16 protein-coding genes and 1 tRNA gene are annotated in these 12,241 nt (G+C 58.4%); 10 read left to right on the top strand and 7 right to left on the bottom strand.

The window, feature by feature from the left end; genetic code table 11:
• Position 1 precedes the first annotated feature (1 nt).
• The 7 genes from rpmI (at position 2) to CCOS864_RS11160 (ending at position 4,941) form a co-directional block, all read left to right on the top strand.
• Positions 2 to 196 (top strand): 50S ribosomal protein L35, encoded by a 195-nt coding sequence (gene rpmI / locus CCOS864_RS11130; RefSeq protein ID WP_045194535.1) that lies wholly within the window; start codon positions 2 to 4, stop codon positions 194 to 196.
• A 29-nt stretch (positions 197 to 225) separates the two neighbouring features.
• Positions 226 to 582 carry a 50S ribosomal protein L20 gene (gene rplT / locus CCOS864_RS11135; protein WP_010222414.1) on the top strand — a complete coding sequence of 119 codons (357 nt, stop codon included), beginning with the start codon at positions 226 to 228 and terminating at the stop codon, positions 580 to 582.
• A 104-nt stretch (positions 583 to 686) separates the two neighbouring features.
• Positions 687 to 1,703, top strand: a complete 1,017-nt coding sequence (pheS, locus tag CCOS864_RS11140) for a phenylalanine--tRNA ligase subunit alpha (RefSeq protein ID WP_038994580.1) — start codon at positions 687 to 689, stop codon at positions 1,701 to 1,703.
• Between the two features lie 36 nt (positions 1,704 to 1,739).
• Positions 1,740 to 4,115, top strand: a complete 2,376-nt coding sequence (pheT, locus tag CCOS864_RS11145; protein ID WP_115086337.1) for a phenylalanine--tRNA ligase subunit beta — start codon at positions 1,740 to 1,742, stop codon at positions 4,113 to 4,115.
• 3 nt (positions 4,116 to 4,118) lie between these two features.
• Complete coding sequence (gene ihfA, locus CCOS864_RS11150; protein WP_002553164.1) at positions 4,119 to 4,421, top strand: integration host factor subunit alpha; 303 nt, start codon at positions 4,119 to 4,121, stop codon at positions 4,419 to 4,421.
• On the top strand, positions 4,402 to 4,758 hold the full coding sequence (locus tag CCOS864_RS11155) for a MerR family transcriptional regulator (RefSeq protein ID WP_010222411.1): 357 nt from the start codon (positions 4,402 to 4,404) through the stop codon (positions 4,756 to 4,758). Before ihfA ends, CCOS864_RS11155 begins: the two co-directional genes overlap by 20 nt.
• Positions 4,759 to 4,864: 106 nt before the next feature.
• Positions 4,865 to 4,941: transfer RNA gene (locus CCOS864_RS11160), tRNA-Pro, on the top strand.
• 90 nt (positions 4,942 to 5,031) lie between these two features.
• Here CCOS864_RS11160 and CCOS864_RS11165 read toward each other — a convergent pair.
• The 3 genes from CCOS864_RS11165 to CCOS864_RS11175 are packed head-to-tail and all read right to left on the bottom strand — an operon-like array spanning position 5,032 to position 6,815.
• The gene (locus CCOS864_RS11165; protein ID WP_115086338.1) at positions 5,032 to 6,138 is read right to left on the bottom strand and encodes a phage integrase Arm DNA-binding domain-containing protein; all 1,107 of its coding nucleotides are present in this window, start codon (positions 6,136 to 6,138) and stop codon (positions 5,032 to 5,034) included.
• A complete protein-coding gene (locus CCOS864_RS11170) occupies positions 6,138 to 6,350 on the bottom strand; it encodes a hypothetical protein (RefSeq protein ID WP_045194519.1) in 213 nt (70 codons plus the stop codon). The genes CCOS864_RS11165 and CCOS864_RS11170 overlap by 1 nt, the downstream gene beginning before the upstream one ends.
• Before the next feature lie 42 nt (positions 6,351 to 6,392).
• Positions 6,393 to 6,815, bottom strand: coding sequence for a hypothetical protein (locus tag CCOS864_RS11175; RefSeq protein WP_244211903.1), 423 nt, complete (start codon positions 6,813 to 6,815; stop codon positions 6,393 to 6,395).
• A gap of 110 nt (positions 6,816 to 6,925) precedes the next feature.
• On the opposite strand from CCOS864_RS11175, the gene CCOS864_RS11180 reads away from it, so the two are divergent.
• Positions 6,926 to 7,372 (top strand): hypothetical protein, encoded by a 447-nt coding sequence (locus CCOS864_RS11180; protein WP_115086339.1) that lies wholly within the window; start codon positions 6,926 to 6,928, stop codon positions 7,370 to 7,372.
• Here CCOS864_RS11180 and CCOS864_RS11185 read toward each other — a convergent pair whose 3' ends face one another.
• The gene (locus CCOS864_RS11185) at positions 7,373 to 8,245 is read right to left on the bottom strand and encodes an ASCH domain-containing protein (protein WP_115086340.1); all 873 of its coding nucleotides are present in this window, start codon (positions 8,243 to 8,245) and stop codon (positions 7,373 to 7,375) included.
• An 81-nt stretch (positions 8,246 to 8,326) separates the two neighbouring features.
• On the opposite strand from CCOS864_RS11185, the gene CCOS864_RS11190 reads away from it, so the two are divergent.
• On the top strand, positions 8,327 to 8,536 hold the full coding sequence (locus tag CCOS864_RS11190) for a hypothetical protein (RefSeq protein ID WP_115086341.1): 210 nt from the start codon (positions 8,327 to 8,329) through the stop codon (positions 8,534 to 8,536).
• A gap of 40 nt (positions 8,537 to 8,576) precedes the next feature.
• On the opposite strand, the gene CCOS864_RS28030 is transcribed toward CCOS864_RS11190, so the two are convergent.
• Positions 8,577 to 8,816: a hypothetical protein gene (locus tag CCOS864_RS28030; protein WP_148708530.1), complete on the bottom strand. Its 240-nt coding sequence runs from the start codon at positions 8,814 to 8,816 to the stop codon at positions 8,577 to 8,579.
• Positions 8,817 to 9,088: 272 nt separating this feature from the next.
• On the opposite strand from CCOS864_RS28030, the gene CCOS864_RS11200 reads away from it, so the two are divergent.
• Entirely contained in the window at positions 9,089 to 9,883 is a 795-nt protein-coding gene (locus CCOS864_RS11200) for a hypothetical protein (RefSeq protein WP_115086343.1), read from the top strand.
• Here the strand turns inward: CCOS864_RS11200 and CCOS864_RS11205 are convergent.
• Together CCOS864_RS11205 and CCOS864_RS11210 are read right to left on the bottom strand one after the other, a co-directional pair.
• Complete coding sequence (locus CCOS864_RS11205; protein ID WP_208644368.1) at positions 9,880 to 10,749, bottom strand: adenine nucleotide alpha hydrolase family protein; 870 nt, start codon at positions 10,747 to 10,749, stop codon at positions 9,880 to 9,882. The genes CCOS864_RS11200 and CCOS864_RS11205 overlap by 4 nt on opposite strands.
• 316 nt (positions 10,750 to 11,065) lie before the next feature.
• Positions 11,066 to 12,165 (bottom strand): IS3 family transposase gene (locus CCOS864_RS11210; RefSeq protein ID WP_244211906.1). Its coding sequence is split into 2 segments (ribosomal slippage): positions 11,066 to 11,961 and positions 11,961 to 12,165, totalling 1,101 coding nucleotides; the frame shifts between segments, so codons are not numbered across the junction.
• Positions 12,166 to 12,241 lie beyond the last annotated feature (76 nt).

Raw genomic sequence — 12,241 nt, forward strand, 5'->3', positions numbered from 1 at the left:
CATGCCAAAAATGAAAACCAAAAGCGGTGCAGCCAAGCGTTTCTTGAAAACGGCTAACGGCATCAAGCACAAACACGCTTTCAAGAGCCACATCCTGACCAAAATGTCGACCAAGCGTAAGCGTCAACTTCGTGGTAGCAGCTTGCTGAACCCGTCGGACGTGGCAAAAGTCGAGCGCATGCTGCGCCTTCGTTAATTTTTGGTTCTAGATAGAGGAAGTTACTCATGGCTCGTGTAAAGCGTGGCGTCATCGCTCGTAAGCGTCACAAGAAAATTCTGAAACTGGCTAAAGGCTACTACGGCGCTCGCTCGCGCGTATTCCGTGTTGCCAAGCAAGCGGTCATCAAGGCAGGCCAATACGCCTACCGCGACCGTCGTCAGAAAAAACGTCAGTTCCGCGCTCTGTGGATCGCTCGTATCAACGCTGGTGCGCGTATCAACGGTCTGTCCTACAGCCGCCTGATCGCTGGCCTGAAAAAAGCGTCGATCGAAATCGACCGCAAGGTTCTGGCCGATCTGGCAGTGAACGAAAAAGCGGCGTTTGCTGCGATTGTCGAGAAAGCTAAAGCCTCGCTGGCTTAAGTACCCCCGACAATCACCTGGCGTCATTTCCGGCGCCTGGTGTTAAACGTCTTAATAGGGGAAGAGCCTGCGCTCTTCCCCTATTTCGTATCTGGAGTCTGTACATGGAAAACCTGGACGCGCTGGTCTCCCAAGCCCTGGAGGCCGTGGAACGCGCTGAAGACATCAATGCCCTGGAACAGATCCGGGTGCAATTCCTTGGCAAGAAAGGCGAACTGACCCAGGTGATGAAGACCCTGGGCAACCTGCCTGCCGAAGAGCGGCCAAAAGTTGGCGCGCTGATCAACGACGCCAAGGAACGCGTCACCGAGGTGCTCAACGCGCGCAAGGCGGCGTTTGAAGAAGCCGAGCTCAGCGCCCGTCTGGCTGCCGAGTGCATTGATGTGACCCTGCCGGGCCGTGGCCAGACCTCCGGTGGTCTGCATCCGATCACCCGTACCCTGGAACGCATCGAGCAGTTCTTCACCCACATCGGCTACGGCATCGCCGAAGGCCCTGAGGTCGAAGACGACTACCACAACTTCGAAGCGCTCAACATTCCCGGCCACCACCCGGCCCGGGCAATGCACGACACCTTCTATTTCAATGCCAACATGCTGCTGCGTACCCACACCTCGCCGGTGCAGGTGCGGACCATGGAGTCCACCCAGCCGCCCATCCGCATTGTCTGCCCGGGCCGCGTTTACCGCTGCGACTCGGACCTGACCCACTCGCCGATGTTCCACCAGGTCGAAGGCCTGTTGATCGATCGCGACATCAATTTCGCCGACCTCAAAGGCACCATCGAAGAATTCCTGCGGGTGTTCTTCGAAAAAGAGCTGGCGGTACGTTTCCGTCCGTCGTTCTTCCCCTTCACCGAGCCTTCGGCTGAAGTCGACATCCAGTGCGTCATCTGCAGCGGCAAAGGCTGCCGCGTGTGCAAGCAGACCGGCTGGCTGGAAGTCATGGGCTGCGGCATGGTTCACCCGAACGTGCTGCGCATGTCGGGCATCGACCCCGAAGAATTCCAGGGCTTTGCCTTCGGCATGGGCGCCGAGCGCCTGGCCATGCTGCGTTACGGCGTCAACGATTTGCGCCTGTTCTTCGACAACGACTTGCGGTTCCTTGCGCAATTTCGCTAGGTCGCGCACCCGTAACGAATCTTTCAGGAGAGCAGGATGAAATTCAGTGAAAAGTGGCTGCGCGGTTGGGTCAACCCGCAGGTATCCCGTGACGATCTGGTCGCCCGTCTGTCGATGGCCGGCCTTGAGGTCGACAGCGTCACCCCGGCCGCCGGCCAGTTCAGCGGCATCATCGTCGGTGAGGTGCTGAGCACCGAACAGCACCCCGATGCCGACAAGCTGCGCGTGTGCCAGGTCAGCAACGGCAGCGAGACCTTCCAGGTAGTGTGCGGCGCGCCTAACGTGCGCCCTGGCCTGAAGATCCCGTTCGCGATGATCGGCGCCGAACTGCCGGGCGACTTCAAGATCAAGAAAGCCAAGCTGCGTGGCGTTGAATCCAACGGCATGCTCTGCTCGGCGGCCGAGCTGCAGATCAGCGAAGAAAACGACGGCCTGCTCGAGCTGGCTGCCGATGCCCCGGTTGGCGAAGACATTCGCGTGTACCTGGACCTGGACGACGCCAGCATCGAGATCGGCCTGACCCCGAACCGTGGCGACTGCCTGTCTGTGGCGGGCCTGGCCCGTGACGTGGGTGCCTTGTACGACGTAGCGGTTACCCGTCCGCAAGTGCCGGCCGTTGCTGCTGCCCACGACGAAGTGCGTCCGGTTGAAGTGCTGGCGCCAGCTGCCTGCCCGCGCTACCTGGGCCGCGTTATCCGTAACGTCGACTTGACCAAGCCGACCCCGCTGTGGATGGTCGAGCGCCTGCGTCGCTCCGACGTGCGCAGCATCGACGCTGCCGTCGACATCACCAACTACGTGATGCTCGAGCTGGGCCAGCCGATGCACGCCTTCGATCTCGCCGAGATCAACGGCGGCATCCGCGTGCGCATGGCAGAAGAGGGCGAGAAGCTGGTACTGCTCGATGGCCAGGAAGTTACCCTGCGTCCCGGCACCCTGGTGATCGCCGACCACAGCCGCGCCCTGGCCATTGCCGGCGTGATGGGTGGCGAGCACAGTGGCGTTGCCGCGGGCACCCGCGACATCTTCCTCGAGAGCGCCTTCTTCGAGCCGATCTCCGTCGCTGGCAAGGCCCGTTCCTACGGCCTGCACACCGATGCCTCGCACCGCTACGAGCGTGGCGTCGACTCGCAGCTGGCTCGCGAAGCCATCGAGCGCGCCACTGGCCTGCTGCTGGACATCGTCGGCGGCGAAGCCGGTCCTGTGATCGACGTCACCAGCGAAGCGCACCTGCCGAAGGTTGCCCCGGTCACCCTGCGCGCCGAGCGCCTGACCCAGATGCTGGGCATGGAAATGGCCAGCGCCGACGTCGAGCAGCTGCTCAACGGCCTCGGCCTGAAAACCACCGCCGGCGAAGGGCAGTGGCAGGTCGAAGTACCTAGCCATCGCTTCGACATCAGCCTGGAAGTCGACCTGATCGAAGAACTGGCGCGCCTGTACGGCTACAACCGCCTGCCGGTACGTTACCCGCAAGCGCGCCTGGCCCCGCAGGCCAAGGCTGAAGCCCGTGGCGAACTGCCAGCCCTGCGCCGCCTGCTGGTGGCCCGTGGTTACCAGGAAGCCATCACCTACAGCTTCATCGACCCGAAACTGTTCGAACTGTTCAGCCCGGGCGTCGAGCCGCTGCTGCTGGCCAACCCGATCTCCAGCGACATGGCGGCCATGCGTGCCTCCCTGTGGCCGGGCCTGGTCAAGTCGCTGCAGCACAACCTCAACCGCCAGCAAGACCGCGTGCGCATGTTCGAAAGCGGCCTGCGCTTCGTCGGCCAGCTGGGTGACCTCAAGCAGCAGCCGATGCTCGCTGGTGTGGTCTGCGGCAGCCGCCTGCCGGAAGGCTGGGCCAACGGCCGTGACAGCATCGACTTCTTCGATGTGAAGGCAGACGTTGAAGCGGTACTGGGCTTCTCCGGTTCGCTCGCCGAGTTCAGCTTCGTCCCGGGCAAACACCCGGCGCTGCACCCGGGCCAAACCGCACGCATCGAGCGTGACGGTCGCGAAGTCGGCTACCTGGGTGCCATCCACCCGGAGCTGGCCAAGACCTTGGGCCTGGATCGTCCGGTGTACGTCTTCGAGCTGGTCCTGGGCGAAGTGGCCGAAGGCCGCCTGCCGAAGTTCAGCGAGCTGTCGAAGTTCCCGGAAGTGCGTCGTGACCTGGCCTTGGTGGCAGGACGTGATGTTGCTTCGAGCTCGGTGCTTGAAGTAATTCGTGACAATGCAGGCGAATGGCTCACAGACCTCAGGCTGTTTGATGTTTATCAGGGTAAAGGCATTGATCCTGATAGAAAAAGCCTGGCCGTCGGCTTGACCTGGCAGCATCCATCGCGCACTCTTAATGATGAAGAGGTGAACACCGCGACGCAAAACATCCTCACCTCGCTCGAACAAAGGTTGAACACCACGTTAAGGAAATAGCGTATGGGTGCTCTGACGAAAGCTGAGATGGCCGAACGGCTGTACGAGGAGCTGGGCCTGAACAAGCGCGAGGCCAAGGAATTGGTCGAGCTGTTCTTTGAGGAAATCAGGCACGCTCTTGAAGACAACGAGCAGGTCAAATTGTCCGGATTCGGCAATTTCGACCTGCGCGACAAGCGCCAGCGGCCGGGCCGTAACCCCAAGACTGGGGAAGAAATCCCGATCACGGCACGTCGGGTTGTCACCTTTCGTCCAGGGCAGAAGTTGAAAGCCCGAGTTGAGGCCTATGCTGGAACCAAGTCATAACGACGAGCTTCCGCCGATTCCAGGCAAACGCTACTTCACCATTGGTGAAGTGAGTGAGCTTTGCGCGGTAAAACCGCACGTGCTCCGCTACTGGGAGCAGGAATTCCCGCAACTCAACCCGGTAAAGCGCCGCGGCAACCGGCGGTACTATCAGCGCCAGGACGTGCTGATGATCCGCCAGATCCGCGCGCTGCTGTACGACCAGGGCTTCACCATCGGCGGGGCGCGCCTGCGCCTCTCTGGCGATGAAGCCAAGGACGACACCACCCAGTACAAACAACTGATCCGGCAGATGATTGTCGAGTTGGAAGACGTGTTGGTGGTGCTGAAGAAGTAACCCTTATCGGGCCCGGAATTTTGGAAAAAATGCTTCCATAATTCAAAAGGTTAGGGTACATTCTTCAACGTTCTCAGCAACAAGGGGAACATGCTTCAAGCCCAGTCGGGGCGTAGCGCAGCCCGGTAGCGCACTTGCATGGGGTGCAAGGGGTCGAGTGTTCGAATCACTCCGTCCCGACCATTATTTACTGAGTAAAATCAGGCAGTTAAGCCGGTTATCTGAACCGGCTTTTTTGTGCCCGCGCAAAACATGCGCAAAACTCGCGCAAAACTACCCGGCGAAATCGCCGATATCCAGGTCAGCTTCGACCTCGGACCACACCACATCTTCGTGCCCTTTCTGGTAGTTCCTGGTCATGCCTTCGGTAGCATGCCCGGCGATCTTCTGCCCGTCTTTGCCTGCTCGTTTGTACAGGTGAAGGGATAGGGCGCGCACCTCATGAAACCCCGGCATCTCTTCCTCTTTGAGGTCGTTGTAGCAGCCGGCGGCATCCCTCGCATCCTTGAAGGCCCGGGTGAGAAACCTCTCGTCCACCTTCGTCCAGTGATCCTTTCCTTCGCGCTTCTTCTTTCTTTCCGGCCGGCGGTGCACCAGATACGGCGACAGGATGTCGTCCCGGCACCTGGTCAGCACTTCGCCCAACTGGTCGGTAATCTTGATTTTCAGCCAGCCGGCGTCAGATGCTTTCTCGGTCTTGCTCTGGACCACGTACAGGAACCCATCTCGCGCATCTTCGAACTTCATGTTGAGGATGTCGCCGCGGCGCTGCGCGGTTATCAGTGCCAGATCAATCGCGTTCTGCAGCCAGCGGGGCGACTTCTCGCGGATGGCCTTGAGACCTTCGACGGTGTGCCGCTTGCGCTGTTTCTTCTCGATCTTGGGGATGGTGCTGGCCGCCGGGTTGTCCGGGCACAGGCCCTTCGCCGCAGCGTGATTGAACACATCGATGAGGATTGCCCGGGCCTGGTTGCTGGCGCGGGCGGTCAGTGGCTCCAGGAACTCGGCGACCATGCGGATGGTGATTTGGTCCACCGGCCGCTCGCCGAGGGCAGCCCTGACTTGCTTGAACCTGACTGCGTACAGGTCGAGTGTTGCCTTTGCCAGTTCCCGGGGCGGCAGTACGTCCCGCTCGTAGGTATCGAGGAACTCGGCGATGGTGACCGTGGTTTCGCCCAGGACAGCGGCCACCAGGTCGCCACCGCGCAGGAAAGTGGTGTTCAGTTGTGAGGCAGCGTCGATAGCGTTGCCGCGGTCGGCGCCGAACTGGAACCACTTCCCGTCTGTAGGGCGCCGGTAGCGGTATGTGCCCCGGCGCGCGTCGAAGTAGAGGTTCTGGGGCAGGCCCTTGTTGGCCTTGTTCCTTGGTCGAGGAACCATCACGCAGCTCCTTTCAGCACCATGTCGACCAGCGCGTTGCCGGTGGTCCGCTGGTATGCAGACCAGTCAACGTACCAGATTTTCCCGATCCGCTCGCCAGGCAGCTTGCGGTTGCGCAGGTAATTGCGAATAGCCTGGGAGCAAAGCGGAGTGCCGTTCTCGCCCCATTTTCGGCGCTGGAATTCACTGATCTTGATCAGTTCTCTTTTCATGATTGTCTCCACGCCGCGCATGGCGGCAGAGGTGGGTAGGGGTCAAGCGGTGGCTTTCTCGATGGCTGTTGCGAGGCGCACCTGGGTTCCGTTTCCATTTCCTGCGGGTTTGATTCGATCAATCACCCTCAAGGCTTCTTGCGCCGCACTGAGCAGGGCATCCCGCTGTTCGCGTGCTTGGGCCAGCGCTTCCAACAGCTCTTCCTGCCGAGCCCCCTCGGCCCGACCTATATCCCAAAACTCCTTGCACCAGTGTTCGGCAGGCGGTGGATTGTTGTTCTGTTTACCGAATGCCATGGCGCCAATGATTGCGTCGCACAGATCGCGCTTGTAGGCGTTGCCGCCGTCGATGCTCAAGCCGTGCTGACGAAACTCGGTGAGGGCGTCATTGAGTTGCTGCTGCGTGATAGCGGGAGTTTCCAGGCCGGCCTCGAGGTGAGCCGAGTAGATGGTTTTCAGGGTCATGGCAATAGCTCTCCATGCCCGCCTACCGGCAGGCTTGAGTTGTTGTAGGGGGAAGGGTTACGGTCGTGCTTTGCGTCAGAATGTAATTAGCCAACAGACCGAGATCGCTTATGGAACAGATCACCGACGCACAGATCTACGAAGCCATTGGAGTCGCTGTAGTCAGTTGCCAGATGTTTGAAAGGATTTTCGTTGTAGCGGCAAGGCTTGCAATCAAACAGGCGGATGCAGACACGTTGGAGGATGTAGTCCCAGTACATTCGTCAACGGCGTTCAAGCAACCCGTGAAGGCGATTCTGAATGAGGTCTCTGAAATAGGGCCTATGCCAGAGCTGGTAGAAAGGATCACCTCGTTGGTGGAGGATCGTCACAGAGTTGTGCATCGCTTAACCGGTGAGGTGAACTGGCCTGCTGCAGCCACATTTGAAGAGCGTGTCGAGATTCGTGCTTTGTGCATTCGCGTTGCGTCAGAGAGCAAAGAGCTTCACGGCGTTATGGTTCAGCTTTTAACTGATTGGATGAGTCGCTTCCCAGCCCTTCGAATGCCAATCGGATAGCTAGTCAACTCGTTTAAATTCGACGACCCAGACCCAGGGGTTAGCGTCCCAATCGCCGCCGGTGGATTGCCAAAGGCCCGCGAACCCGTGGATTGCCGCAGCCTTGCACTCAAAACGCGAAGGTGAAGTTTCCAGGTATTGGCGGCACATGTCGGCGTCGACGCCTTCGGCAATCGCCAGGTCCGGGGTGATGTCCTTCAGTCGCTCGACACGCACGTCGGTGACCTCCAGCAGGATGCGGCAGGCCGCCCGAGGCATGTGGATGCTGGGCTTCCACTTCAAGCCGAAGTCCTTGCGCGCCTCATCCGAGAACGAGCCTGGCGGGCATTCGGCGGCGTAGGCGTAGCGCTGCAACGGGCTGTCGGGTGTCGGCCGGTGTTCAACTCCGGTGCCCAGCAGATCCATGAACGTCTCGCGCACCCACAGCCGGTCACCGCGGCGGCCATACGGGCCGGCCCCGTAAACAGCCAGTTCAGCGGCACACTCCTCCTCAGTTGCGCCAAAAACAGCAAATCCCCATCGCGGATGATCTTGAACCACCGCGATCCACTGGTGCTCGGGAGAGTCGGACTCGCTGCGACTGGGCACTTGGCGGCCCTTGATCGGCCGCCGCGTCACTGTCTTTTGCCCGGATAAGATTGAGCGGACCATCGCGCCGTTGAACAGAATGGGGCGCTCTTTGTGGAATGGATCTGGTGCCTTTCTCGGCTTCGTCATGTGCTCCTGGCACCGTTTGCAGCTGACCGACTCCCGATCGCGGGTGCCGTCCCACTCCACATCGGAGTCTTCATTCAGCCCGCAGGCCGAGAGAGACCAGCGCTCATTGTCCTGAGTGCATCCTGAGTCGACGATGAGGTGCTTTTTCCTGGGCATGACTTCGTCCTTGCCGCCATATAGCGGCTGTTCAATAGAGGGGAGAGGAACTAGGCTGAATCTCTCAACCGGAGAGCAGCCATGTCCGCAGAACGGGTTGTGCATTTAGAGCAGGCGCTTGTGGCCATTCTGGCTGCGGCTGAGCAGAAGGGGCTCGATGCTGATGAGCTTCGAAGGCAAGCCACTGGCGGCCTGATCGGCAACGTCTCCTGGCGCTGGGTGACAGCTGAGTACGTGCCTGGTGCTATCGATGAGATCGAGAGCGCAGTCTGGATGCTCAGGCGGCTATGAGGCAGCCTGGAGTACAAAAGTGCTCTTGTTGGGGTTTGCGCTACCGGACGGCTTCCGGCTGGAGAGCGAGACCCTTGACCGCCTCGCTGTAGATGAACTTGATCTGATCCCATGGAATGGTGTGGCGCTGCGCGTACTCACCTTCTCCATCGCAGACCTCGCAGCCCTCTAATGGCTCTTCGAGCTCCTGGCATTCAGGACATTCGCGCGTGACCTGCAACTTGAACTCACCAAGCAACAGGGCCTTTGCGCCGTTTTCGGCTGTGAGCTGCCTGGGCATGAGGCAGTATCCTTCCGGTACCACGACCGCCGGCTCGCCCTGGTGCTGGGCGGCTGGCTGGGCTATGACTTGCTGCCCTAGCTCAAGCCAAGATGGCAGAGCGCTGGGTGGGATCAACTGAAGCTCGACCTTCGATTGGCCTGGTGTGTAAGCGCACACGCGGGCGCTGACTATCTGTTCGGTGTTGCTGGGTCGGTTTTCTGTGGGCATGGGGATACCTATAGTGAGCAGGGTTATTGCATAATCTAGGCCAAGATACAGAAGGGAAAGGTATGAATAAGGATTGGCGCGTTGTATGTTGGGCTCTTCTGGTAATTGTTATTTTGAGTATTGATGTGAAATCTTATTCGGACTTTACACTCAAAAAAGAATTCTCAGTATCTGACATTGTTGGCATGTTATCGGCAATCGCTGCTGCAGTTGCTGCCTGGGCAGCTTGGCGAGCTGCGGATATCGCGAAATCCTCCTCTGAGGATAATAATTCGTTTTCAAAAGCACAGTTGTTTATAAGTCATCGTGCTGACTTTGTCGACATGCTCGATTACACCGCTAAAGAGCTTGGAGTTATCTTCTACCAAAAAAATGACTTGTACAGTAAGCTTTTCCCCAGCAATCATTATTCCGGCGACGTGTTCGAGTCTTCCGGGAGTGATGAGGTGGTTGAGAAGTGGTTGGAACTGCGCAAAAGTATAGTGGAACGAACTGAAAACGGCCTGAGCGATGATGAACTATTTCTCTGGATTGTAGATTGCATGGAACTCCGTCGAGAAATGTACTTTGAAGACAAGCGCCAAACGGAGCCACAAATATGTTTCTGGGCTTTTTCAGAGCACGTAACAGACACGGGATTTGTTAGTAGTCCTGCGAGGCACGTTTTTAATATTTCAGAAGTTATGAGTAGACTGCTGAAGTTTTGCGGGAGACAGAGGTTAGAGGATGTTCTTCTTGAGGGGCATCCGTTTGAGGGTCATTATAAAGTATACTATGATAAAATTGAGAGGGGACATGATTATCATTACGTGGGGATGCCGGGAGAGCCTATAATTCGGAAGGAGCGGGCAAGCTAGTCTCCACAGAAGCAGTCAATGTCTTCTGTCAGGAAGTCAAAATCCAAGTCAGTTTGTCTAGCGCGCTGGTCTGCTGACCAAGCCAGCGATCGGTAGTTGGGACGATCTTTGCGGAATACTTGGCCGAACCGCTCCTCGGTACCAGACCACCAGATCACTCTGGACGGGTCTGCCTGAATGGTTCTTATCAACTTGGCCTCGTTCTTTTTCCAGCACAGGTCGCAGTTACCGTAATCCGAGTCCATGCCCAGGTCAAAAGGCTGCGCTGCCCAGAAGGCCGTCACAGCCTCTTTCGTGATGCCCGCGACGTAGGACGGGCAGACGCTGTCCCAGCGAGCATTGGCGCGCTCGTTGGCGGTCATCATTCGGCTGTAGCGGCGGGGTTCGTCGTAGCGGATGCCGACGATGCAGTCCCACTCGTCATAGCCCAAGGCGCGCATGTGCTTCTCGCCGATCTTCACCTTCAAGTAAGCGGTGCACATGTTGTTGCTGAAGTTCGGCAGTACGGCGGGCAGGTTCTTTTCCGCCTTGCGGTAGGCCTGGTAGTACTCCAGCATCATCGTGAATGGTTCACCGTTGCGGCTGGCCGTCTCGAAGTCGACGATCTTGTACCAGGGCGCGTCGTCCGGTTGGCCGTACACGCGGCACCATTCCATCCAAACGATGTTGACGCTCCAGTGCTTGGCCATGGCGCCAATGAAGATCAGTGTCTCCTCGCGCTCCTTGCCGGTGTTCTGGAAGAAGGCGTGCACGTTTGCCGGGAGCTTGCCGCCGTGGGCCTCAAGGATTTTCCAGAGCATGTGCCCGCTGGTGCGGCCACCACTGACGCCGATCTGCGCCGGCCCAGTGATCTGGTAGGGGTTCATGGCAATCTCCTTTGCAGGCGCCGCCCTCGCCGGGGTGGCGCGAATCAAGAAAGTGGGATATCTCTGACTGTCCGTTTTGAGGCGTATTGAGAGGGAAATAGCTTTGGTGCTGAAAGATGTTTGGGAGGCGGCAGCCGCCATAGGCACATGCGCAGCCGTAATAGTGGCTTTGGTCTTTTCGTATCGCGCCCTAGCGGACAGCCGAAGGATAGAGAAGGACAGGTCCGATCTTGCGGCTGCAAGAATTCTTGGGCCGGTTAGCTCCCTAGAAGAGCAGGTCTGAACTGGTCAACAGATTTTGGACACCGGTTTAGGTTCATGCCGCAACCTTGAGCTTTTTCTCCATGGCTACCGGGGTTTCATAGCCGTTGTAGCTGTGGAGACGCTTAAGGTTGTAACGCATCAGATAAGCCTGGATGTCTAACTGTGCTTGCGCTTCGGTTTCGTAACCTTCTGCTGGCATCCACTCAGACTTCAATGCACCGAAGAAGCGCTCCATGACGGCGTTATCCCAGCACTGGCCTCGGTGACTCATGCTCTGTTCCAGACCGTACTCCTCAAGAGCAGCCCTGAATTTATGGCTGGTGTACTGACAGCCCTGATCCGAGTGGAACATCACTCCAGCCGGTCTACCTCTAGATTCGGCCGCCATTCGTAGCGCCTCGCAGGCAAGCCGGGCATCGGCGATCATTGAGAAAGCCCAGCCCACCACTCGGCGAGCATACAAGTCGATCACAGCCGCCAAGTACAGCCAACGCTTGCCTACCTGGATGTAGGTGACATCGCCGCACCACACCTGGTTGACCGTCGAGACGTTGAAGTTTCGCTTGAGCTGGTTACTCGCGATCAATGCTTCTGTGCCCGATGATCGGTAACGATGCGGCCTGCGTTGCTTGCATTGCAGACCGGCTTCCTTCATCAGCATACGTACCTTGTATCGCCCGGCTTTATGGCCAGCACGACGCAATTCCCGAACCAGCGTTCGCGACCCAGCAGAGCTACGAGAGGCCTTGAAAAGGCTGGCCATCGTTGAACGCAGATCCTCTCTGACCGGATCCTTTCGTCCCTGGCGTTTTCGCCATGCGTAGAAACTGCTGCGCCGAACTCCAAGGACGCGACAGCAGTCGAAAACACCAAATTGCTCACTCAGTTCGTTGATCAACGAGAACGATCCTTGGAGTCCCGAAGCAGGAGAGCACTGGCCTTTTTTAGGATTTCGATATCCCGGTCCTTTTGCCGGACTAGCGCTTCCAGCTCCTGGATTCGCTGCTGCTCTGGAGTGATGGCCTTGGCGCCGACTGGTGTTTGACCTTCTCGTTCCTGGCGCAGTTGCTCGACCCAGCGACGAAGCGCGGTCCGCCCTAGGCCAAGGCTCTCGCAGACATCAGGGACTGACTCACCATCGTCCAGCACCATCTCGGCAGCTTTGATTTTGAATTCGTTCGAGTAAGATTTTCGCACTGATTTTGCCTCCAATTGGGCGCCATAATAG

It is taken from the genome of Pseudomonas wadenswilerensis (assembly GCF_900497695.1).
Classification (GTDB): domain Bacteria; phylum Pseudomonadota; class Gammaproteobacteria; order Pseudomonadales; family Pseudomonadaceae; genus Aquipseudomonas; species Aquipseudomonas wadenswilerensis.